Source organism: Aquimarina celericrescens (genome assembly GCF_042682765.1).
Classification (GTDB): domain Bacteria; phylum Bacteroidota; class Bacteroidia; order Flavobacteriales; family Flavobacteriaceae; genus Aquimarina; species Aquimarina celericrescens.
In genome coordinates this window covers 279,617-303,061 of sequence record NZ_JBHUHY010000015.1, presented here as the reverse complement: position 1 = coordinate 303,061, position 23,445 = coordinate 279,617, and the positions used below count along the sequence as shown (strand labels likewise).

General features: G+C 33.3%; 23 protein-coding genes. 17 read left to right on the top strand and 6 right to left on the bottom strand.

Features of this window, described 5'->3' with window-relative positions:
* The first annotated feature begins 114 nt into the window (after window positions 1–114).
* Window positions 115–1,860 carry a M14 family metallopeptidase gene (locus tag ACFSJT_RS14325; RefSeq protein WP_378320978.1) on the top strand — a complete coding sequence of 582 codons (1,746 nt, stop codon included), beginning with the start codon at window positions 115–117 and terminating at the stop codon, window positions 1,858–1,860.
* On the opposite strand, the gene ACFSJT_RS14320 is transcribed toward ACFSJT_RS14325, so the two are convergent.
* The gene (locus ACFSJT_RS14320; protein WP_378320977.1) at window positions 1,852–2,460 is read right to left on the bottom strand and encodes an NUDIX hydrolase; all 609 of its coding nucleotides are present in this window, start codon (window positions 2,458–2,460) and stop codon (window positions 1,852–1,854) included. The genes ACFSJT_RS14325 and ACFSJT_RS14320 overlap by 9 nt on opposite strands.
* Before the next feature lie 8 nt (window positions 2,461–2,468).
* Between ACFSJT_RS14320 and pyrE the strand changes: the two genes are divergently transcribed.
* Window positions 2,469–3,110: an orotate phosphoribosyltransferase gene (gene pyrE, locus ACFSJT_RS14315; RefSeq protein ID WP_378320976.1), complete on the top strand. Its 642-nt coding sequence runs from the start codon at window positions 2,469–2,471 to the stop codon at window positions 3,108–3,110.
* A 15-nt stretch (window positions 3,111–3,125) separates the two neighbouring features.
* Window positions 3,126–3,518, top strand: a complete 393-nt coding sequence (locus ACFSJT_RS14310) for an SRPBCC family protein (RefSeq protein WP_378320975.1) — start codon at window positions 3,126–3,128, stop codon at window positions 3,516–3,518.
* Between the two features lie 165 nt (window positions 3,519–3,683).
* Here ACFSJT_RS14310 and ACFSJT_RS14305 read toward each other — a convergent pair whose 3' ends face one another.
* Complete coding sequence (locus ACFSJT_RS14305) at window positions 3,684–4,415, bottom strand: biotin--[acetyl-CoA-carboxylase] ligase (RefSeq protein WP_378320974.1); 732 nt, start codon at window positions 4,413–4,415, stop codon at window positions 3,684–3,686.
* A gap of 89 nt (window positions 4,416–4,504) precedes the next feature.
* Between ACFSJT_RS14305 and rsfS the strand changes: the two genes are divergently transcribed.
* The 6 genes from rsfS (at window position 4,505) to ACFSJT_RS14275 (ending at window position 9,378) form a co-directional block, all read left to right on the top strand.
* A complete protein-coding gene (gene rsfS, locus ACFSJT_RS14300; RefSeq protein WP_378320973.1) occupies window positions 4,505–4,876 on the top strand; it encodes a ribosome silencing factor in 372 nt (123 codons plus the stop codon).
* A 13-nt stretch (window positions 4,877–4,889) separates the two neighbouring features.
* Window positions 4,890–6,839, top strand: coding sequence for an ATP-dependent zinc metalloprotease FtsH (gene ftsH, locus ACFSJT_RS14295; protein WP_378320972.1), 1,950 nt, complete (start codon window positions 4,890–4,892; stop codon window positions 6,837–6,839).
* Window positions 6,840–6,956: 117 nt separating this feature from the next.
* Window positions 6,957–7,568: an LUD domain-containing protein gene (locus ACFSJT_RS14290; RefSeq protein ID WP_378320971.1), complete on the top strand. Its 612-nt coding sequence runs from the start codon at window positions 6,957–6,959 to the stop codon at window positions 7,566–7,568.
* Window position 7,569: 1 nt separating this feature from the next.
* Complete coding sequence (locus ACFSJT_RS14285; protein ID WP_378320970.1) at window positions 7,570–8,373, top strand: phosphatidate cytidylyltransferase; 804 nt, start codon at window positions 7,570–7,572, stop codon at window positions 8,371–8,373.
* On the top strand, window positions 8,363–9,010 hold the full coding sequence (locus ACFSJT_RS14280) for a phosphatidylserine decarboxylase family protein (protein WP_378320969.1): 648 nt from the start codon (window positions 8,363–8,365) through the stop codon (window positions 9,008–9,010). Before ACFSJT_RS14285 ends, ACFSJT_RS14280 begins: the two co-directional genes overlap by 11 nt.
* Window positions 9,011–9,111: 101 nt before the next feature.
* On the top strand, window positions 9,112–9,378 hold the full coding sequence (locus tag ACFSJT_RS14275; RefSeq protein WP_378320968.1) for an acyl-CoA-binding protein: 267 nt from the start codon (window positions 9,112–9,114) through the stop codon (window positions 9,376–9,378).
* A 158-nt stretch (window positions 9,379–9,536) separates the two neighbouring features.
* Here the strand turns inward: ACFSJT_RS14275 and ACFSJT_RS14270 are convergent, their stop codons facing one another.
* Complete coding sequence (locus ACFSJT_RS14270) at window positions 9,537–12,170, bottom strand: valine--tRNA ligase (protein ID WP_378320967.1); 2,634 nt, start codon at window positions 12,168–12,170, stop codon at window positions 9,537–9,539.
* A gap of 260 nt (window positions 12,171–12,430) precedes the next feature.
* On the opposite strand from ACFSJT_RS14270, the gene ACFSJT_RS14265 reads away from it, so the two are divergent.
* On the top strand, window positions 12,431–12,823 hold the full coding sequence (locus ACFSJT_RS14265) for a DUF1573 domain-containing protein (protein ID WP_378320966.1): 393 nt from the start codon (window positions 12,431–12,433) through the stop codon (window positions 12,821–12,823).
* 59 nt (window positions 12,824–12,882) lie between these two features.
* Here ACFSJT_RS14265 and ACFSJT_RS14260 read toward each other — a convergent pair whose 3' ends face one another.
* On the bottom strand, window positions 12,883–14,274 hold the full coding sequence (locus ACFSJT_RS14260; protein WP_378320965.1) for an aspartyl protease family protein: 1,392 nt from the start codon (window positions 14,272–14,274) through the stop codon (window positions 12,883–12,885).
* Window positions 14,275–14,378: 104 nt separating this feature from the next.
* Here ACFSJT_RS14260 and ACFSJT_RS14255 point away from each other — a divergent pair, with 104 nt between their 5' ends.
* From ACFSJT_RS14255 to ACFSJT_RS14240, 4 genes are all read left to right on the top strand, one after another.
* Window positions 14,379–15,572 (top strand): pyridoxal phosphate-dependent aminotransferase, encoded by a 1,194-nt coding sequence (locus tag ACFSJT_RS14255; protein WP_378320964.1) that lies wholly within the window; start codon window positions 14,379–14,381, stop codon window positions 15,570–15,572.
* On the top strand, window positions 15,569–16,582 hold the full coding sequence (gene murB / locus ACFSJT_RS14250) for a UDP-N-acetylmuramate dehydrogenase (protein ID WP_378320963.1): 1,014 nt from the start codon (window positions 15,569–15,571) through the stop codon (window positions 16,580–16,582). The genes ACFSJT_RS14255 and murB overlap by 4 nt, the downstream gene beginning before the upstream one ends.
* Before the next feature lie 161 nt (window positions 16,583–16,743).
* Window positions 16,744–16,950 (top strand): membrane or secreted protein, encoded by a 207-nt coding sequence (locus tag ACFSJT_RS14245; protein ID WP_378320962.1) that lies wholly within the window; start codon window positions 16,744–16,746, stop codon window positions 16,948–16,950.
* 33 nt (window positions 16,951–16,983) lie between these two features.
* The gene (locus tag ACFSJT_RS14240) at window positions 16,984–17,562 is read left to right on the top strand and encodes an RNA polymerase sigma factor (protein WP_378320961.1); all 579 of its coding nucleotides are present in this window, start codon (window positions 16,984–16,986) and stop codon (window positions 17,560–17,562) included.
* A gap of 27 nt (window positions 17,563–17,589) precedes the next feature.
* Here the strand turns inward: ACFSJT_RS14240 and ACFSJT_RS14235 are convergent, their stop codons facing one another.
* Window positions 17,590–17,823, bottom strand: a complete 234-nt coding sequence (locus ACFSJT_RS14235; protein WP_378320960.1) for a hypothetical protein — start codon at window positions 17,821–17,823, stop codon at window positions 17,590–17,592.
* 292 nt (window positions 17,824–18,115) lie between these two features.
* Here ACFSJT_RS14235 and lipA point away from each other — a divergent pair, with 292 nt between their 5' ends.
* From lipA to ACFSJT_RS14220, 3 genes are read left to right on the top strand one after another with little or no spacing between them, the layout of a single operon-like run.
* Window positions 18,116–18,988 carry a lipoyl synthase gene (gene lipA, locus ACFSJT_RS14230; protein ID WP_378320959.1) on the top strand — a complete coding sequence of 291 codons (873 nt, stop codon included), beginning with the start codon at window positions 18,116–18,118 and terminating at the stop codon, window positions 18,986–18,988.
* 24 nt (window positions 18,989–19,012) lie between these two features.
* Window positions 19,013–20,017, top strand: coding sequence for a type I glyceraldehyde-3-phosphate dehydrogenase (gap, locus tag ACFSJT_RS14225; protein ID WP_378320958.1), 1,005 nt, complete (start codon window positions 19,013–19,015; stop codon window positions 20,015–20,017).
* Window positions 20,018–20,045: 28 nt separating this feature from the next.
* Window positions 20,046–22,271: a tetratricopeptide repeat-containing hybrid sensor histidine kinase/response regulator gene (locus ACFSJT_RS14220; RefSeq protein ID WP_378320957.1), complete on the top strand. Its 2,226-nt coding sequence runs from the start codon at window positions 20,046–20,048 to the stop codon at window positions 22,269–22,271.
* A gap of 95 nt (window positions 22,272–22,366) precedes the next feature.
* Here ACFSJT_RS14220 and lpxK read toward each other — a convergent pair whose 3' ends face one another.
* Window positions 22,367–23,380, bottom strand: a complete 1,014-nt coding sequence (gene lpxK / locus ACFSJT_RS14215) for a tetraacyldisaccharide 4'-kinase (protein WP_378320956.1) — start codon at window positions 23,378–23,380, stop codon at window positions 22,367–22,369.
* Window positions 23,381–23,445: the final 65 nt, after the last annotated feature.

Genomic DNA, 23,445 nt, shown 5'->3' with positions numbered 1-23,445 from the left:
TTGTAGTACGGCAAGTAAAAACAAGAGGGATCTTTTTACTAGACCATACTAAAATGTTATAGAAGATTTTTAATTTGTAAAACTTACTATATTTGACCCTCATATTCATCAATCATGCAAAGAATCTTACTTACTGCCTGTACTTTACTGCTTATTTCTTGTTCTACTTCAAAAAAAAAGGATAAAGAGAATATTGACTTCACAACTACTTTTGAGAAAAGTAATGGAACTGAAACGGCAACATATCCCGAGGTAATTTCTTATTATCAAAACTTAGCGGATATCTACCCAGAAATTAACATTCAAGAAATAGGAATTACTGATAGTGGTAAACCACTGCACATTGTGACTCTAAATCCTGATCGGGAATTTGATTTCGAAAATATTCGTCGAAATAAAAGGGTTTTGTTGATTAATAATGGTATTCACCCCGGAGAAAGTGATGGTATAGATGCGACTATGATGCTGTTTAGAGACATTGTTCAGGGAAATATTCAATCCCTAAAAAATACTGTTCTTGTTACTATACCTGTCTACAATATCGGGGGAGCACTAAATCGAAACTCTGGCACCAGAACCAACCAAAATGGCCCGAAGGAGTATGGTTTTAGGGGAAATGCCCGTAATTATGATTTAAATCGAGATTTCATCAAAAATGATACTAAGAATGCCAAAAGTTTTGCAGAAATATTTCATTTAGTACAACCCGATGTTTTTATAGACAATCATGTTAGTAATGGGGCCGATTATCAATATACCTTAACACACCTTTTTACTCAGCATAATAAACTTGGAAGTATCTTGGGTAATTATTTGCATACCGAAATGCAACCTCAGCTAGAAAATTTGCTTGCTTCGAAAAAATGGGACATTACTCCCTATGTAAATGTCTGGGGAAGTATGCCAGATAAAGGTTGGTCACAATTTATGGACTCCCCGAGATATTCTACAGGTTATACTACACTTTGGAACACCTTAGGAATGATGGTAGAAACCCATATGCTAAAACCGTACAAGCAAAGGGTTGAAGGAACCTATGAACTAATAAAATCGATGACTGAAATTACAGAAAAAGATGGGATAAAAATTCGTGAGCTAAGAGAACAAACTTTTGCAGAACAATCCGAACAAAAAACATACACAGTGAATTGGAAAGTAGACACAACCCAAGCCACAAAATTCATTTTTAAAGGGTACGAAGGAGCCTTTATTGATAGTGAAATTACTAGAGCAAAACGTTTAAAATATGATCAAGACAAACCTTACTCTAAAGAAATCAATTATCAAAACTATTTTATTCCAACCACCAAAATTGAAGTTCCTAAAGCATATGTTATACAAAAAGGCTGGTGGAACTTGATTGATTTGCTAAAGCTAAATCAGATCAAATTTAAAACATTAGAAAACGATAGTACGATCACAGTTGAAACCTACCACATTGCTGATTATGAAACTCGAAAAAATCCTTACGAAGGACATTATCTACATTATGGAACCTATGTTACAAAAAGTAACGCAACAATTACTTTTAAAAAAGGAGATATAATCATCCCTACAAATCAAAAAGGGTTTAGATATCTTCTGGAAACCTTGGAGCCCGAAGCACCAGACTCGTTCTTTAACTGGAACTTTTTCGATACTATTTTACAACAAAAAGAAGGATTTTCACCTTATGTATGGGAAGATAAAGCCAAAGAATTACTAGAGAACAATGAAGAATTACGGGTCAGGTTTGAAACCAAGAAAAAAGATACGGCCTTTGCCAATAATTGGTACGCACAATTAGATTGGTTGCATAAACAATCGAAAAATTATGAAAAGGCACATTTAAGGTATCCGGTGTATAGAATATTAAGATAAATAATCATGAGAAAAAAGCTTTTTAATATTTGCATAAGAATCAGTTAAAGCCTTCTTGGCCTGTTTCTTATTTTTCCATTTTACCTTAGTAATTCCTTCATTTTTTTGAGGTATCAGTTCTCCGTCAAATTCGGTTTTCATCTCGAACCAATACGTGACCTTCAATCGGAACTCCCCATTTCTTTTAAACACATGATAGGTTTTATATAAAAATTTTGTGATTTCAAGACCTGTCACTCCGGTTTCCTCTTCTACTTCTCTTATTGCAGCGGTTTCAATATGTTCTTTCTTTTCTATTTTTCCTTTTGGCAAATCCCATTTCCCATTACGTTTGATAAAAAGAATATCCATGTTTGCATTATATACTTTTCCCCCTCCTGCTACCACTACAGGGAGTTTGGAATATAGATGATCTATCAACTTATCTTCACTCTTATGATAAAAATGATATTTTGCTTCTTCACCTACAGCTTCTTTACTTAAAATATCTCTTATAACTGTTGGAAAATTCACCTCTTTTATGGCAATTGTTTTGTATCCCTTAATAGACTTTTTGGTAGACAGAATAATAGGTGTATTATTCACAAAAACTTTATACATTTGCAACTATGATTTTTGATAAAGATACAGCAAAAAAAACTGCTGAATTACTACTGCAAATTAATGCAATAAAATTACAACCGCAAGAACCTTTTACGTGGGCATCGGGTTGGAAGTCTCCAATTTACTGCGATAATCGAATTACACTTTCTTATCCTAAGATACGTCAGTACTTAAAAGAGAACCTTGCCAGATTCATTAAAGATGAATATGGTAAACCTGATGTAATTGCAGGAGTGGCCACTGGTGCTATCGGCATAGGAATGCTAGTTGCAGAGGAGCTTGATCTTCCCTTTATTTATGTACGGCCAGAAGCGAAAAAACATGGCAGAAAAAATCAAATTGAAGGAATTGTACCCAAAGGAAAAAGTGTTGTAGTGGTAGAAGATCTTATCAGTACGGGTAAAAGTAGTCTAAATGCGGTAAACGCATTAAAAGAAGTAAATGCCGATGTAAAAGGAATGGTAGCTATCTTCAATTATGGATTTGATATTGCCGTTAAAAATTTCAAAGATGCAGCATTAGCTTTGCATACTTTAAGCAATTATGAAAATCTTTTAGAGCAGGCTCTGGATACGGATTACATCACAAAAGAACAACAAGCAACACTACAAAACTGGAGAACCAATCCTGCCGAGTGGAGTATATAATAATCAAATAATAATATGAATCTAGAAAGCCCTACGGTAACTGTAAATAAAACTGCCGAAGAAGTATTTGAATTTTTAACAAAAGTTGAAAATTTTGAACAACTTATGCCAGAAAGTAAACAAAAGTTTGAAAAAATATCCGATTCCCGATTTCTTTTTCAATTGAAAGGAATGCCAGAATTGGTTCTTGATCAAAAAGAAAGCACTCCGTCAAGCCAGGTAGTATTAGGCGCTGCGAGTGATAAACTTCCTTTTACCTTGACAGCTGATATCAATAACACCGAAGATGGTAAAACTACCACAAAACTTACGTTTAATGGTGAGTTTAATGCTATGATGTCAATGATGATCAAAAATCCTATTCAGAATTTCATAAATACACTTAGTGAAAACATCGGAAAGCTGTGAGTATGTGAGTTTTTTAGTGGATAGTGAGCCTCTTTGAGTAGGATTTTTTACGGTATTCTTTTTTCACTGTACTATGAGACTTTCAAAGGGTACCGTGAATTTTTGATTTATATATCCTGAGTTTCTGATTAATCTTAAAGTCTCACATACTCAAAAACACACCCACTAATACAATAATTTAATCTCTTTCAGATCAAAAACAGAAACAACCTCATCTTCTAATAGAACTTGAAGTTTTCCCTGATTCGTAACAGATTGAATAATCCCTACAAAAGAATTTCCCTCTGCATCCAAGAATGTAGAGGGTTTATTTTTTCTAAAAAGTAAACGCTCATACTCTTTCTTTAAGATATCAAAATTTGAAGTTTCTAAATTCAGAAACCTATTCTCTAATTTTAATAATAGGGAATGTAATACTTCTTCGATATTAAAATTTCTACCTGAAATTTGTTTTAATGAACCGGCTTGAGGAAGATTATCAAATTTGGTTTGATTAATATTCATACCGATTCCGATGATCGCACCAATCAAACTGCCATTTTTAACAATATTTTCTATTAGAATACCACATATTTTTTGTCGATCTGACAGAATGTCGTTAGGCCATTTTATAGATAATTTTGTAACCAAGAGATCATTAAGCGTATCGCAAACTGCCAGAGAAGTGGCTATTGATATATAAAACTGCTCTGCTAACTTAAGACCGTCTATCTTCATAAACACACTACATGTAAGGTTTTTCCCCGGTTCACTTTGCCAAACCGTGCCCATTTGGCCTTTACCGGCAAGTTGTTCTCTTGCCATTACGCAAACAGGTGCTACAAATGTTTTCTCTCGATTTAGTTCTCTAAGAAAACGGTTTGTGGAGTCAATGGCATCAACTTTGATTATATTCATGTAAAAGGTGTAAAAGTTTCATAAATGTCGGTATGATACAAACATTAAAATGATAAAAAGTAATAACTTTACACAAATTAAAAAAATGCATGACTAAAAAAGAAATCGGTACTGATCAATTAATCACTCAAATAATAAAAGGTATTGAAGAAGTAAAAGGTAATGATATCAATATTCTGGATTTAAGAGATATCGAAAATACGGTATGTAATTACTTCGTAATCTGCAACGGAACTTCTAATACTCAAGTAAATGCAATTGTTAATTCCATCCAAAAAATTGTAAGTAAAGAACTTAAAGACAAACCTTGGCATGTAGAGGGCAGTGAAAATGCAGAATGGGTACTAATTGATTATGTTAATGTGGTAGTACATGTCTTCCAGAAACACATTAGAGAATTCTATGATATTGAAGGACTTTGGGGAGATGCAAAAACCACAGTTATCGAAACAAATTATTAAAAGAAAACCGTAAATGGCTAAAGAAAATAAAAAAACAGAACCTAATAAAAAACCAAAATTTAGTGCATACTGGATTTATGCAGTGATCATCGTTGGTTTTTTAGTATTAAATTTTATGGGTGGGAACGGTTTAGGATCTGCTCCTACTACCTCCCCATCAGAATTTCAAGAGTACTTGAGTAATGGCGAAGTCGAAAAAGTTGTAATCATTAATCGTCGACAGGCTAAAGTTTTTCTTACTCGAGAAGCAAAGTCGCTTGAAAAACATCAAAACAAGAAAGGTAATTCAATATTACCAGCAAGTCCGAATGATCCTGATTATCAATTTGAATTTGGAGATTTGCAAAATTTTGAAAATAAAATCGCCCAGATTAAAAAAGAAAACAATCTTGAAACACAGGTTAACTACGACACTGAAAGTAATGTTTGGGGAGAAATCTTCATTACCCTGCTACCTTTTGCCTTAATTATTGGCGTATGGATATTCATTATGCGAAGAATGAGCGGTGGTTCTGGTGGCGGTGCCGGGGGACAGATTTTTAACATTGGAAAATCAAAAGCTAAACTTTTTGATCAAAATACCGAAGTAAAAGTCTCTTTTGAAAATGTTGCTGGTCTTGAAGGTGCCAAAGAGGAAATTCAAGAAATTGTAGATTTTCTAAAAAATCCAGAAAAATATACTTCATTAGGAGGTAAAATACCTAAGGGAGCTTTATTGGTAGGACCTCCGGGAACTGGTAAAACACTTCTTGCAAAAGCGGTTGCCGGTGAAGCCAAAGTGCCTTTCTTCTCACTTTCAGGATCTGATTTCGTTGAAATGTTTGTAGGTGTAGGAGCATCGCGAGTAAGAGATTTATTTAAACAAGCTAAAGAGAAGTCTCCTGCTATCATATTTATTGATGAAATTGATGCCATTGGTAGAGCTAGAGGCAAAAGTAATTTCTCTGGTTCTAACGATGAAAGAGAAAACACTTTAAATCAATTACTTACCGAAATGGATGGCTTTGGAACCAACACTAATGTAATTGTTATTGCAGCCACAAACAGAGCCGATGTATTAGACAAAGCATTGATGAGGGCAGGTAGATTTGATAGACAAATCTATGTGGATTTACCAGATATAAGAGAGCGTAAAGAAATTTTTGAGGTTCATCTGAAACCTTTGAAAAAAGTTGAAAATGAACTGGATACAGAATTTTTGGCCAAGCAAACCCCAGGATTTTCGGGTGCAGATATTGCTAATGTATGTAACGAAGCTGCTTTGATAGCAGCCAGAAAAGGAAATAAAGCGGTGGGTAAGCAAGATTTTCTTGATGCTGTAGACAGAATTGTTGGTGGATTAGAGAAAAAAAATAAGATTATTACCCCTGCAGAAAAACGTGCTATTGCTTTTCACGAAGCTGGTCATGCAACTGTAAGCTGGATGTTAGAACATGCTGCTCCCCTCGTAAAAGTTACAATCGTACCAAGAGGGCAATCCCTAGGAGCTGCATGGTATTTGCCAGAAGAAAGGCTAATAGTAAGACCAAATCAAATGCTTGATGAAATGTGTGCCGCCTTAGGAGGTCGTGCCGCAGAAAAGGTTATTTTTAATGAAATTTCTACAGGAGCACTTAGTGATCTGGAAAAAGTTACAAAACAAGCCAGAGCAATGGTAACTATATATGGTTTGAATGATAAAGTTGGAAATCTAACATATTATGATTCTTCAGGACAGAGTGAATATAATTTCACCAAACCATATAGTGAGCAAACCAGCGAACTTATTGATCAAGAAATTTCTAACATCATAGAAGAGCAATATCAACGTGCTATTAAATTGCTGGAAAAGAACAAAGATAAATTAACCGAATTAGCTGAAGTACTCCTTGAAAAAGAAGTTATTTTTAAAGATAATCTCGAGAAGATCTTTGGAGAAAGACCTTTCGGTAAAAAAGAAGAAATCATAACAGAGCCTTCTTAAATAAAACATTTGTACAAGTAAATTGAAAAATCTTAACCTAATGAGAATATTAGGTTAAGATTTTTTTTATCTTTGAGTGTATAGTAAAATTGTAATTCCCCAATCATAATCCAAAAAATGAGTCTATTTAGAAGATTATTTTTTTCAAAATCTAAATCAGACCAAAAGAGTAAGGAACGCCACATAGAGGATCGCAGTAAGTATATGCCCGAAATCGATCTACCAATCGATGAAAGCTTTATGATGAATTTCAAAAGAAATGGAGGTAAATTTCTTTATTGCGACCAAGATGAGGAGGTTTTAGATTCTTTTGATAAGATACTTCTAGAAAATGATTGGTATGAAAAAAATGTATGTTGTTTTGACATTGGTTTAGAACATAAATTTTCTGGTTTTAATTTAAACTTTGTAAAACAATCTTCAGCCTCTTTCTTTTTTGCTACTTGCGAATATTTAATAGCAGATAGCGGTGCTATATTGGTCTCCTCTAATCAGCTCAGAGAAAAAAAGCTTACCGAATTACCCGACAACTTTGTCATCTTAGCATCTACCAGTCAATTAGTTAAAAGCATTGGAGAAGGATTAAAAGGTATAAAAAACAAAAATAGAAATTCTATTCCTTCAAATATCACCACAATAAAAGACTTCGAACCACAAAAAGAAAAGGATTTCTTAAGCTATGGAAGTAGTTCAAAAAATCTATATTTGCTCCTGTTGGAAGATTTATAATATGAAGGAACTGCTTACAAGATCTTTATCGGGCTTTTTATATGTCTCTATACTGCTCGTATCGATATTCATTTCTAAATATACTTTTCTAGGGATTTTTCTGGTGTTCGGAATGATTTCTATTTATGAATTTCAAAAGTTAATTCACTTAAGAAATAAACGATTGTATCTTATATTTTTTGTACTTTTCGCAACACTAAATATATTTCAGGAGCTACTTTATATTACTATTCCGTTTTTAGTGCTAACTATTATCACAGAATTATTTTTGGTTAAAGATCTGGTTACTATTCGCATCATCCCGATGTTTGAACAACGAAAATACCGAACGAGTATTTTTTATCTTACAACCTGTATCATTTTCCTAACGCTTGTACCCAATTATTCGGGAGAGTATGAACCATTAATCATTGCAGGAGCTTTTTTAATCACCTGGGCAAACGATACTTTTGCATATTTGGTAGGAAAAAACTTTGGAAAACATAAATTATTAGAAAGAATATCCCCAAAAAAAACTATAGAAGGTTTTGTAGGAGGTTTTATATTTTCGCTTCTAACAGGATATCTCATTGCCGCTCTATCTCATACGTTATCTATTACAATTTGGTTGATTATAAGCATAATTATGAGTATTTTTGGCACACTGGGAGACTTAATTCAATCTAAGTTTAAAAGACAGGCAGGAGTTAAGGATAGCGGTACTATAATGCCTGGCCACGGCGGAATATATGATCGATTGGACAGTATTATATTTGCCAGCCCATTTTTATATGCATTTTTACAAATTTTGAACTATGTTTCATAAAGAAGGATATAGAATAATATCAATAGCGATAGTATTGTTTTTAGGAATCAATGTTGCATCATATGTCTCCATTCAAATTAAAGAGTGGCAAATAGCAATATTTACGTTAACATTGGTTTTCTTTATTCTAATATTACAATTTTTCAGAAATCCTAAAAGAAAAACTATTGTAGATGATAATACTGTTGTTGCACCAGTCGATGGAAAAGTAGTAGTCATTGAAGAAGTATTTGAAAAAGAACATTTCAACGACAACAGAATACAGGTTTCTATATTTATGTCTCCTGTTAATGTGCACGTAACCAGACATCCCATTACCGGTGAAGTCGTCTTGAGCAAATATCACCCTGGGAAATACCTTGTAGCCTGGCATCCGAAGGCTTCAGAAGAAAATGAAAGAACTACTGTTGTAGTAAAAAACAGCCTTGTAGAAATATTATACCGACAAATAGCCGGAGCACTTGCAAAAAGAATTGTAAATTATGCTAAAGAAGGAGAAAATGTGGTGCAAGGTTCTGATAGTGGGTTTATAAAATTTGGTTCCAGAGTCGATGTGTTTCTACCTTTAGGAACTAAAGTAAATGTTACATTAAACCAAAAAGTAAAAGGAGGAGAAAGTGTTATCGCTTCATTATAAATAAAAAGTAAGAGACCGTTCCCGCTCTTCAGTGGGATTAGTTCAACCAGCTTTTCAAATATCCATTTATAGATAGAATATTTAAAAGTAGTTTCACTAACATGACCGAGGAAGAATTAAATATTGCTTTTAACAAAGCGTACGAACGCGCTTGTAACACCAAAATATTGTTACCCCCTGATGTTATGCTTCATTTTTATGCTCATTATAAACAGGCTACTCATGCTGATGGCTTTTATACTCCATCTGGAAAAAGTGAACTCAGAAACGCTTTTAAGCTAAATGCTCTTTTTCAAGTAAAGGATCTCACACAAAAAGAGGCAAAAATTAAGTATATCGAATTGGTAAACAAATACATAATTGACTAAAAATAATTTAAAAAACACCTCTCCAATAGAAACAAGGGAATCCATATACTATTAGTCGCAGATAGTCAAATTTCTTCAAAATTATAATATGAAGTACTAACAGAAGTCTAATGCCTTAATAATACAGCCTTTCTACTTTTGATACGTAGATACCGACACTAATTTTGTAAACTTGCTAAACTCGATTTTAGCGTAGCAATTTTTGCTTCTGCATCCGCTTGTTTTTTACGTTCATTTGCTATGACCTGCTCAGGAGCATTATTTACGAAACGCTCATTTTGCAATTTTTTCTGCACCGATTTCAAAAAACCTTCAGTGTAAGACAACTCTTCGGTGAGCTTTTTTAATTCCTCATCAATATCTATTGTACCAGAAACAGGGATAAAATATTCATTGGACCTCACTCTAAACGATAGAGCTCCTTCTACCTTCTCATCAACATATTTAAGAGAAGACAGATTCCCTAATTTGTGAATAACCGAGTCAAAGGTAGCATTAAGTTTTTCACTATTGAGAACAGATAAGGCAATTGTTTCCTTAAAGGATATGTTTTTTTGTTTACGTATCGTTCTAATACCTGAAATAACATCTGCAGCAATTTCAAATCCCTTTATCAAATGCTCATTAATCGGCGCTGTTTCAGGCCAGCTTGTTATGACTAAAGCTTCCGCTTTGCTTCTTTTTGTTATTTGTTGCCATATTTCTTCAGAAATAAAAGGAACGAAGGGATGAAGAATCTTCAAATTATCTTCTAGAATCAAAATTATTTCCTGATACGTTTTGCTATCGATAGGACTACCGTACGCTGGTTTAATCATCTCTAACAACCAGCTACAGAAATCGTCCCAAACTAATTTATAAGTAGTCATTAGAGCATCGCTAATGCGATATTTACTATAATGGTCTTCTAATTCTAATAATGCTTGTTGAAATCTGGACTTGTACCAGTTTATAGAAACTATGGAAGATTCTGGTTGTTCTATTGTAGTATCCACTTCCCAGCCAAGAATCAACCTAGAAGCATTGAATATTTTATTAACAAAAGCACTACCCTGTTTACATAAATCTTCATCAAACATCAAATCATTTCCTGCAGGCGAACTAAGCAACATTCCTACTCGTATCCCATCGGCACCATATTGATCAATTAAATCTAAGGGGTCTGGAGAATTACCCAATGATTTTGACATTTTACGTCTTTGTTTATCTCTTACAATTCCTGTGAGATATACATTGGTAAATGGTTTTTCTCCTCTGTATTCATATCCTGCGATAATCATTCTAGCGACCCAGAAAAATAATATTTCTGGTGCAGTAACCAAATCATTTGTTGGATAATAATAGTTTATTTCCTTGTTATCCGGCTCCAAAATACCATTAAAAACACTTATGGGCCACAACCAAGAAGAGAACCAAGTGTCTAAGGCGTCTTCATCCTGAGTAAGGTCTTGGTCTGTTAAATAATCATTATTTGTTTTTTTCTTTGCCAATACGAGAGCTTCTGCTCGGCTCTCGGCCACAACAAAATCTTCTTTTCCGTCACCATAGAAATAGGCCGGAATTTGATGCCCCCACCAAAGTTGACGAGATATATTCCAATCTCTCACATTCTCCATCCAATGACGATAGGTATTTATAAATTTTTCTGGAACCAGATGTACTTCTTTTTTTAAAACTGCATCTAAAGCTGGTTTAGCAAGGTCTTTCATCTTCAAAAACCATTGATCACTCAATTTTGGTTCGATGATAGCTTTAGTGCGCTCACTAGTACCTACCTTATTAAGATGTGTTTCTATTTTATCAAGAGCTCCCAAAGACTCTAATTCTTTTACAATCTCTTTTCGTACGACAAATCGGTCTTTTCCCTCATAATGAAGTCCAAAACTATTTAAAGTAGCATCATCATTGAAAATATCAACTACTTCTAAATTATGTTTATCACCTAGTTCTTTATCATTTGGATCATGAGCAGGGGTAACTTTTAGACACCCGGTACCAAATTCTATGTCAACATATTCATCTTCAATTATGGGTATTACTCGACCTGCAATCGGTACAATAGCCTTTTTCCCTTTAAGATGAGTAAATCTATCGTCGTTGGGGTTTATACATATAGCTGTATCCCCCATTATCGTTTCGGGGCGCGTTGTAGCAATTGTTAATGTATCGTCATTACCCTCAATTTTATATTTCAAATAATATAAATTGCCTTGTTTTTCTTCGTAGATTACCTCTTCATCAGACAATGTCGTTTTTGCCTCAGGATCCCAATTTACCATTCTATACCCACGATAAATAAGACCCTTGTTATATAAATCCACAAAAACTTTGATTACAGATGAAGACAAATTGTCATCCATCGTAAAAGCTGTTCTTTCCCAATCACATGATGCTCCTAACTTTTTAAGCTGTTCCAGAATGATCCCTCCGTGTTTATGAGTCCATTCCCAGGCATGCTCTAAAAATTCTTCCCTGGTTAGATCTTTTTTATCAATTCCCTCTTCCTTAAGTTTGGCAACTACTTTTGCTTCTGTAGCAATAGAGGCATGATCAGTTCCTGGTACCCAGCATGCATTATACCCTTTAAGCCTAGCTCTACGTATCAATACATCTTGAATCGTATTATTAAGCATGTGTCCCATGTGCAAAACTCCAGTAACATTAGGTGGCGGAATAACGATTGTATACGATTCTCTTTCATCTACTTCGGAATGAAAATAATTATTCTTCATCCAGTAGTCATACCATTTTTTCTCTACTGATTTTGCATCATATTTTGCAGCTAAAGCCATACTTTGGTCCGATTTTTGGAAATTGAAATGCAAAAGTAATTATTAAAGTACGAAGTACGAAGTATGGATGTTAGAAATTACGATATTGGATATCAAAAACTAAAAAAACTCAATTGAGAATCGTATAATTTATTAGAAAATTGAAGTTTATATTACTAAATTTTCTAATTTCACATACTCAACTTCTTATCTCGCTTTTTGGTTGCAATTTTGAAGTTAGATAAAAAATAGTACTTTTACAAACAACAAAAACCTACGTTATGAAAAAAATGATGATAATTTTGTTTGTTGGATTTTTGGGTGCAACGTTAAATGCCCAGAGTGCCAAAATAGAATTTAAAACCGAAGTTATCGATTATGGTGAGATCACCAAAGGTAGTGATGGCGTGCGTCAGTTCGAATTTACAAATACAGGAGATGCTCCTTTGATTATTTCCAGAGTGTATTCTAGCTGTGGATGTACAATTCCCAAAAAACCCGAAAATCCTATTGCACCGGGAGAAACAGGAGTAATAGAAGTCAAATATGACACGAAAAGGGTTGGACCTATTCGTAAAACTATTACCGTCTATTCTAATGCTGAACAAGCAACTAAAGCTATAAAAATTAAAGGTACTGTATTAGATAAGAGTGTTTTAGAAAAGAAGAATTAAAAACTATTTAAGTTCAATATTAAAAAAGGGATTGTGATGTAGCAATCCCTTTTTTAATACTAAATTACCTTCTTTAAGAAAAAAGTATATTTTAATTCTACCCCTAATCGATCTATTTTCATCTTAATTCTTTTTCCTTCTTCAAAGTAAAATAAATCATTAAGTTGTGATAGTTTGTACTGGTATGCTTTTTTACCATTGACTTCTAGAATAACATCACCTCGCTTCAATCCGACTATATCTGCAGGGGAATCTGGCCTCACATCTGAAATCTCATATTTAGGACGCAGTACAAAATTGTTTGATAATTGTAATGTCTTTTCATTTACTACTCGGTTTAAACCTAAATAAACTCTATTTTTTTCTCTGGGCTTACTTGTTTGATAAGGGAGCACCGGAGTCTTGGTTTTTTCTCGTACAACGGCATTGAAACCTACATGTTGTATGGTTAATCCACTCATATTATAATGAAATGGCTTTTGAAAAAAGTTATTCTTCTTGAAAGAGATTTTTTGATTAGGATAATCTATTATAAGATTAAATCGTCTCAAGACGTTACCCCCCAAAGAGCCTTCTCTTTTATCCAAAGATATTCCTTGTATATATTGTGAATCAGGAAACGCTGCAGTTACATCTTTCAATACAAAATCACCTATATGTAATTCGCCTACTTTTGATCTTTGTCCATAAATATCACCGTTAAATCCTTTTCCCAAAAAATCAGTAAAAGATTTGTCTGGCACTTTAATACCCTTTTCAGAGCTTTCAAACAGCCATAGCGAAGAACCTGAACCAGAATCTAATAAAAGTCTTATGTCTAATAAGCCATTTTTAGTTTTATATTTAGCACTAACCAAGGGTCTTTTATTTTGTTTACCAAAATCAATCGGAGTTTGATAGCATTTATCGCATTTCTTATAGACATATCGATTAGGCGTGTTTATTCTAATGTATTTTTTGACATAATCAATTTCAAAGATAAAATCCTTGAAAAAATCATATCCTATGATTCCATGTACTGGGAAACCCATTCTTGGAGAAAAATTTATTGATTCGTCGAAAACTAAAAAAACAGTATGGTTAGTACTAGTAGCGTCTCCAATTTGCAAGACGTTATCCAGAGATTTGATAGCCTCTACAGATTGATCTTCTCCTAAACCTCTTAAATAAATTTTTGAGGCATTTTTCAATTCAAGAGATTCTTTATTATCTGCACTAAAAATTATGGTAGATCCCACTCCTGTATCTAGAATAAAAGAAAGCTCTACACCATTAAGTACTACCGGAATGATGATAAGATTATTTGCTAATTCAAACCTAATTTTATCGCTTTTTTTGCCATGAGGCAATCTAAAATTGGATTGCGGAAAAATAGTGAAATTAGCAAACAACAATAAAACAAAAATATTCTTCTTGAGAAAATGAAAAAAATCTTGTATTAAAACTTTCATTACTTTAAATATAGAAAAATAGTTGAAAAATCATTCTAATAATACATCAATTTCTTAAATATTTTAAGAAATTTACCGCTATTTATCTTTCTAATTTATAAAATATGCCAGTAGTATCAAGCAAAGGTAGGGCGATGCCCGAATCTCCAATTCGAAAGTTAGCACCCTTTGCAGAAAAAGCGATAAAAGAAGGTAAACACATATATCGTCTGAACATAGGCCAACCAGATATTAAAACTCCGGTTGAAGCCATTAATGCTGTACGAAACAACAAATTAGAGATTTTGGCATATAGCCACTCTGCTGGATTCGAAAGTTTCAGAAAAAAACTCGCAGGATACTATGCAAAGCACGACATTACAATATCCTCAGAGGATATCTTGGTGACTACAGGAGGCAGTGAAGCCTTGATTTTTACAATGGGCAGTATTACTGATCCAGGTGATGAAATTATAGTTCCTGAACCTTTTTATGCAAACTATTATAGTTTTTCGACACAATCTAACATAAAAGTTGTTCCTGTAATTTCTAAAATAGCAAATAATTTTGCCCTACCAGCCATAGAAGAGTTTGAAAAACTCATAACCTCTAAAACCAAAGCAATCTTAATTTGCAATCCGGGAAACCCAACAGGATATCTTTATAGTAAAGACGAAGTAAAGCAATTAGCTGCATTGGCAATTAAGTATGATTTATTCCTAATTTCTGATGAAGTATATCGAGAGTTTGTGTATGAGGAGTCGGAACATTACTCAATTTTACAAGAAAAAGAGCTTAACGAGCATGCCATTGTTGTGGATTCTGTATCCAAACGGTATAGTATGTGTGGTGCCCGTATAGGATGTATGGTAAGCAAAAATAAAAGCGTGATACAAACTGCCATGAAATTTGCACAAGCCAGGTTAAGCCCTCCTACCTTGGCACAAATTGCAAGTGAAGCTGCATTAGAGGCCCCAGAGTCATATTATAGGGATACTGTTGCCAAATATAAATTAAGAAGAGATACTTTGGTATCGGGACTTAAAGAAATTCCGGGTGTAAAAGTTGCCATTCCAAAGGGTGCCTTTTATTGTATTGCCGAATTACCTATAAAAAATGCAGATCATTTTGCAGAATGGTTATTAGATAAATTTGATTTGGATAATGAAACTGTTATGTTAGCACCGGCTTCTGGTTTTTATTCAAGTGCAAATGAAGGATTAAACCAAGTCAGGATTGCGTATGTGTTAAACCGAAGAGATCTTAGAAAAGCAGTCAATATCCTAAAGTTTGCATTAGAAAAATACAAAGATCAATGAAAATCGAATATAACAAATCCTTAAAAAAATATAATACTTTCGGGATAGACGTATTAGCTACTGAATTTATTGAAATTACAAGCGAATCAGAACTTGAAAAAATTCTTTTAAAAAAAGAAGAAAAAGAATTATTTGTTATAAGTGGCGGTAGTAATATGCTATTAACTCAAAATATCGATGCATTGGTACTGCACATAGCTATAAGCGGAATCACAATCCAGGAAGAATCAGATGACTTTGTTATCATTTCTGCAAGTGCTGGTGAAAACTGGCATGATTTTGTTCAGTATTGTATACAAAATGATTATGGTGGACTAGAAAATTTGTCTCTCATACCCGGATATGTAGGTAGTGCACCTATTCAAAATATAGGCGCTTATGGAGTAGAACTTAAAGATACCTTTGTGAGTTGTGAAGCTATTAACATTGCTTCAGGAAAAAAACAAATCTTTTCAAATACCGATTGTAAATTTGGATATCGAAACTCCATTTTTAAAAATGAAGTAAAGGGTAAATTTATCATTACTAAGGTAACTTTCAAACTTAGTAAAAAGAATCATGCTCTCAACACCAGTTATGGTGCTATCGAAAATGCTTTAGTTGACAAAGGAATTATATCTCCAACGATTAAAGATATCTCTGAAGCAGTGATTCAAATTCGGAAAAGTAAACTACCTGATCCCTCTGAGATTGGTAATAGTGGTAGTTTCTTTAAAAATCCGATAATATCCCTCGATCATTTCTCCAAAATTCAAAACTTGCATGCTAATATCCCCTTTTACAAAATCGACAATCAAAACATTAAGGTACCCGCTGGTTGGCTTATCGAACAAAGTGGTTTTAAGGGAAAACGCTGGGGAGATGCCGGGGTTCACGAAAAACAAGCCTTAGTTTTGGTAAATTATAATAATGCCACAGGTAAAGAAATACTTGATCTGTCTAAAAGAATTCAAAAGAAGATCAAAGATGAATTTGATATATATTTAGAAACTGAAGTCAATATCATATAGCTGTATTGATAAAAAAATTATGGTATTCTTTTTTAGAAACTATGTTATGATATAAGATCTTATAAAAAAAAGCTAATATTATACTTAATTTTCTGTTTAGCATCTAGATAGCCATACATTCTTTGTATCTTTGCAACTAATTTTGATTGTACTCTAGTATTATGAAACTTTTATTACTTACAGTAGGTTTATTACTCCTGGCTTTTGGCGGAATAGCTATTAAATTATGGGCCAAAAAAGACGGGAAATTTGCAGGTACTTGTGCTAGCCAAAGCCCTTTTCTTAATAAAGAAGGTGAATCTTGCTCTTTATGTGGTAAAACCCCAGATCAGTATTCTAATTGTAATGAAAAAGAACATTCAAAATAAATTACTGAAGACATTCTATTCAAAAAGAATTCATTGAAAAAAGGACATCCTACTCGATTAGAAGATCACATTAGTAAAGCAAAAGATGGGAATCAAGCATCTTTTAACTATCTTCTTGATACATTTTGGAATGAAGTCTATAACTTTCAATTGAAGAGGACACGGGATGAATATGAAGCTGAAGATATTACGATACAAAGTTTTTCAAGAGCTTTTGATAAAATAGATACTTTTAAAGAGGAGTATAATTTCAAAACATGGCTAATCCAGATCTCTAAGAATATTCATATAGATCTATTAAGAAAGAAAAAAGCTTCGATACATTCACAAACAACTACTCAAGTAGATGATTCTGTTTACAGAATTATTGATGATAATCCAACACCTGAAGACAAATTGATTACCGAGCAAAACCTGGCTCAACTACTTCTTTACATCAAGCAATTAAAGCCACCTTACCAGAAGGTAATTAATCTTCGTTATTTCCAGGAGCTTAGTTATAAGGAAATTGCCGATAATCTAGACGAATCAATAAATAATGTGAAAGTAAAGCTGCTAAGAGCTAAAAAATTGTTATCAGAAATAATTAATGCGGCCAAAGGAAAAGAATAATGATACGCGCTTAATAAAAGAAAAAATCTAAGACCTTAAATTAAACGTTGTGAATCTCTTGATTACAACATACAAAGGCTCTATCCACTTATCGTTTATTTTTTTATCATATTTCACAAATTTCTGAACCAGACCTTTGGGAGCAGATATCTCCTTTTCTATTGCAGTAATATTAATATACTGCTGATTTTTAAGTAGCCATTTCTCTACACGCTTTCGATTGTTTTGCCTTATTTTAGGACTCATCAATTCTTCATGCATGATTTTTCCTCTTTTTTATAGAGAGATAACTTTCAAAATCTAAAAAAATTTTATCTTAACTTAATTTTAACCTGATGTTAAACAGTTTGTAAGAATTTCATTTTTCAATTCAAAAACATGAATAATCTACTATCAAACAGATATTTATTTGATATTTTTTCGTCCCGGACATTTTAAAGAAGATAAGTTAAAAGTACTATAGAATAAACAAATTCTTACATAAGTAACAAGTTATAAGATAACTCTCCCTAATCAAAGCTTTCTTTGTACTTTTGTTAAAAATAGTGCTTGTATGAACAATGATGTTACAACAATAGCTCCTCCGAAAGGAAAACCAAAATGGTTGAGAGTTAAACTACCTACAGGTAAGAAATATACAGAACTACGTGGTTTAGTAGATAAATACAATTTACATACTATTTGTACTTCTGGAAGTTGTCCTAACATGGGAGAATGCTGGAGTGAAGGCACAGCCACTTTCATGATTCTGGGTAACATATGTACTCGTTCTTGCGGATTTTGCGGAGTAAAAACTGGAAGACCAGAGACTGTGGACTGGGAAGAACCAGAAAAAGTTGCACGTTCTATTAAAATAATGAATATAAAACATGCCGTGATTACGTCGGTAGACAGAGATGATCTTGCAGATGGTGGGTCGATTATATGGGCAGAAACGATTCAAGCTATCAGAAGAATGAATCCAAACACTACATTAGAAACTCTTATCCCTGATTTTCAGGGAAAAACTAAAAACATTGATAGAATCATTGCAGTAAAACCCGAGGTTGTTTCACATAACATGGAAACGGTTAAGAGGTTAACTCGAGAGGTTCGCATCCAGGCAAAATATGAGCAAAGCTTACAGGTACTTAAATATCTAAAAGATAGCGGTATTAATCGTACCAAAAGTGGGATCATGCTTGGCCTTGGAGAAAAAGAAGAAGAAGTTATTCAAACACTCAGAGATCTTAGAGATGTAAATTTGGATATTGTAACCATAGGTCAATATCTGCAACCCAGCAAAAAACATCTTCCTGTAAAAGAGTTTATTACTCCTGATCAATTCAAAAAATACGAAGAAATAGGATTGGATATGGGATTCAGACATGTTGAAAGTGGAGCTTTGGTAAGATCATCATACAAAGCACAAAAGCATTTAAAATAATCCCTAAATTATTAATAGGATTTAATGAATACACCAGTAAGAATTGCTATTAATGGTTTTGGAAGAATAGGCCGAAACCTTTTTAGATTATTGATAGATCATCCGAGCATTCAGGTTATAGCAATCAATGATCTCGCTGATACCAAAACTTTAAGTCATCTTTTAAAATACGATAGTATCCATGGTGTATTACCTTTTGAAGTGTCTCATGATGCAAATCATATTATCGTCAAAGGCCATTCAGTTACTTTGATCAATCAAAAAGATCCTGAAAATTGTAATTGGGAGGATTATAATATCGATATCGTTATTGAAGCTACTGGAAAATTTAAAACCAAAGCGCTCGCCGAAAAACACTTAAGAGCTGGTGCTAAAAAAGTCATCCTATCAGCACCTCCTGAAGAAGACAGCATAAAAACCATTGTTTTAGGAGTAAATGATAGCCTCATAGATGGATCGGAGTCAATACTATCTAATGCTTCATGCACAACCAACAATGCTGCACCAATGATCAAGGTGATTGATGAATTATGTGGAATTGAGCAAGCTTACATTACTACAATACATAGTTATACAACAGATCAAAGCTTACACGATCAACCTCACAGAGATCTAAGGCGTGCAAGAGCGGCAAGCCAGTCTATTGTACCTACTACAACGGGTGCCGCAAAGGCTTTAACGAAGGTCTTTCCAGAATTAAGCGATGTTATTGGAGGATGTGGTATACGAGTTCCTGTTCCAGACGGATCACTTACAGATATTACCCTTAACGTAAAAAGAGAAACTTCTATCCAAGAGATCAATCAGGCTTTTCAAAATGCATCCAACACTTATTTAAAGGGTATTTTGGATTATACTGAAGATCCTATAGTGTCTGTAGATATTATCGGTAACCCCCACTCTTGCGTATTTGATTCTTTAATGACATCGGTAATAGGAAAAATGGTCAAAATAATTGGATGGTACGATAATGAAATTGGGTATAGTAACAGAATAATTGATTTAATTATTAACATTTGTAAGAAATAACTATATTAGTTGAGATTTTAAAGGAAAAATGCCAACCCCAATTAGACAGTTTATAACTATACTTTTACTTATTTGTTGTTTTTTTGCTTATTCCCAATCGGAAGGAGTGCCTATAAAAGACAGTCAAATCAAGGATTCTATTGAACATTATTTAATAACAGCTTCTCGATCTATAGACAAAGCCAAATTAGAACAAGCTCTTTATAATGCAACAATTGCCAAAGAAATAGCCTTACAAAACCAAAACCTATCCTATCGCGCTCAAACCAATATGGTATTGGCAAAACTTTATCGCGAACTAGGCGATCTTAAAAAAGCTGAAGAACAGATTCTTGACGCTATTGAAATCCAACAAAAAGAGAATGACGAATCTATGCTTGCTCATTCTTATATAATTTACGGTTCAATCGCAACCAAATTAGGCAAATTTGATACAGCTAATGAAGTTTTAGAATCAGCCTTGGTCCTTACAAAAAAGAAGGATATGAAAGGTTTTGAAGGTTCTGTAAAATTAAATTATGGACTTTTAGCACTTGCAAAGAATCAACCAGAACTTGCAATAAAACATTTTAATAGTGGCCTTCCAATAATTGACTCTTACGGTCAATCATATAATAAAGCAAAACTCTACACAAATAAGGCCAGAGCTCAATTAGCCTTAAACCAACCAGAAGAAGCAAAAAAAACCAATGATCTGGCAATGCAGATAGGTAAAGAAAAAGGATATTCCGAAATACGATCTGAATGCTATAAACTTTACAGCCAGATTTTTGAGCAAAAAAGGGAATACCTCACTTCTCTGGAGAATCTTAAAATTCACCAAAGAATTAAGGACTCCTTATTTAGTGTTAATAAAGAAATTATTGCACAAGAAGCTGGAGCCAAATTAAATCTCAATGAGAATAATGTTCTCATAGAAGAACTTACTGAAGAAAATATTCAACAACTTAAATCACTAAAACTGGGTAGACTTACAACAATTCTAAGTATTGCGCTAATTACTATCCTATCATTACTCACACTTTCGCTATATAAGAATAATAATTTAAGGGCGCGAGCTAATGAGTTATTACAAAACAAAAATACCGAGCTTATTCTTGCAAAAGAGAATGCAGAAAGAGCTAGTGAAGCCAAAGTTCAATTTCTTTCTACAATTACCCATGAGTTAAGAACTCCTTTATATGCAGTAACTGGTTTAACTCATCTTTTGTTAGAAGAAAGCCCTACTCCTAATCAAAAAGAACACTTAAATTCACTTAAATTCTCTGGAGAATATTTGCTTTCATTAATCAACAACATATTAGACCTCAATAAACTAGAAGCCAACAAAGTAGAGTTAGAAAATACTTCTTTTAACCTAAAGAAAAGAATTAATGATGTATTAATTGCTCTAGGGAAATCTGCAAAGGACAGAAAGAATAAACTACATTACGAATTTGATGATTCTATTCCCGATAAGTTAAAGGGAGATCCTTTAAAAGTGTCTCAAATTTTGATTAATCTTATTGGTAATTCGATAAAATTTACTCAAAATGGAGATATTTGGATACGCGTAAAACAAATTAATAGGATCGAGAATAAAATATTCCTCAATTTTGAAATTGAAGATAACGGTGTTGGTATTTCAGAAAAGAAACAACAAACTATATTCGAAAACTTTACCCAAGGATCTGTACAAATTAATAGAAAATTTGGTGGTACCGGATTAGGGCTATCCATTGTTAAAAATCTACTATCGATAATGGATAGTGAGATAAAACTGGAAAGTACCTTAGGAAAAGGGTCAAAGTTTTTCTTCAATCTGAAATTCGAAATATTTGAAGACAAAAGCACTAATTATCTTACAGAATCCAAAAATATAGACTATAACATATTAGTCGACAAACACATATTGGTAGTTGAAGATAATAAGATTAATCAGCTAATTACCAGAAAAATATTAGAAAAAAGCAAGATAATTTGTGACGTTGCTGATAATGGGGACATTGCTGTTAATAAAGTTAAAGAAAACTCTTTTGACTTAATTCTTATGGATATTCACATGCCAGGAATAAGTGGAATTGAGGCCACAAAACAAATACGAGAATTTGATAAAGATATTCCGATTATAGCACTTACTGCTGTTACTCTAGACGATAATTTGGATGAGTTTTACGATAATGGTTTTAACGATATCATTCCTAAACCCTATAAAACTGAAGAGTTCTTTACAAAATTGCATAAAGCCTTGGCAAAAAAACAGACTACCTCATAGTATTTTGGCATAACTATTGGAGCCAATCAATACTGTTTACCTGTTTTCAGGACATTTGAGTTAGCCAAAATGATTATAGAATGAGGTTTATCTTTCTAAACCTCATTTTTTATGTATTCAAGTATCTTCTTATCAAAAGAGCTCTTACCCTCTAGAAACTTCATTTCAATAGGCTGATACCATAACTTTTCTTTAGAAATATAGCCAGATAAACGCACATAATCCTTCTCTGTAGTTATGATACACTCTTGATCTTTTAGTATTTCTAATTCTTTATTCGAGAAGTTATGATGATCAGGAAAACCCATATGGTCAAATTCTAACCCCAAAGAACGATAATATTCTATTAATGCTTTTGGATTTGCAATACCAGTAACTAAAACAAAACGTGTCTTTCTAAATAATTCTATGGATTTTTTATCAGATGCCCTTCTAAGTTCTTTCGCGTAATCGATAGTTGCAAAAAATAAATATTGATTGGGTTTTACCTTCAGTTTTACACCTATTTTCTCTCTTTCCTGATAAGAGATATTTTTTGGACATTTGGTAACCACAATAATGTCTGCACGATCTGCTCCTTTTCTAGACTCTCTTAAATTACCCGTAGGTAATAAAATATCATTACAGTATAAATCATAATATGCGGTAAGTAATATATAAAATCCTGCTTTTACTTTTCTGTGTTGATATGCATCATCTAATAATATCAATTCTGGTGGCGGATTCAATGCTCGAAGATTAGCAATACCATTACGTCGATTCCCATCAACCGCCACAAAAATATCGGGAAATTTTGTTTTAAATTGAAGAGGCTCATCACCCACTTCTTTTGCCGTTGAAAAAGACTCAACCAATCGAAAGCCTTCGGTTTCTCTTTTATATCCTCTGCTAAGAGTAGCTATGATTATTGAATCTTGAAGGAGTTTTATCAGGTACTCTACCATTGGGGATTTACCCGTTCCTCCTACACTTAAGTTTCCGACAGCAATCACAGGGAAATCATAACTCATTGATTTTTTTATTCCCAGATCATACATTTTATTTCGCAACCAGGTTACCAAATAATAGAACGGAACAATCGGTAGAAGTATCTTTCGCAATAAGTTCATGATGACAAAAGTATAAAACGTAACTTTGATTATCTCAAAAAGTTTTTTACATTCATTTTTTACTC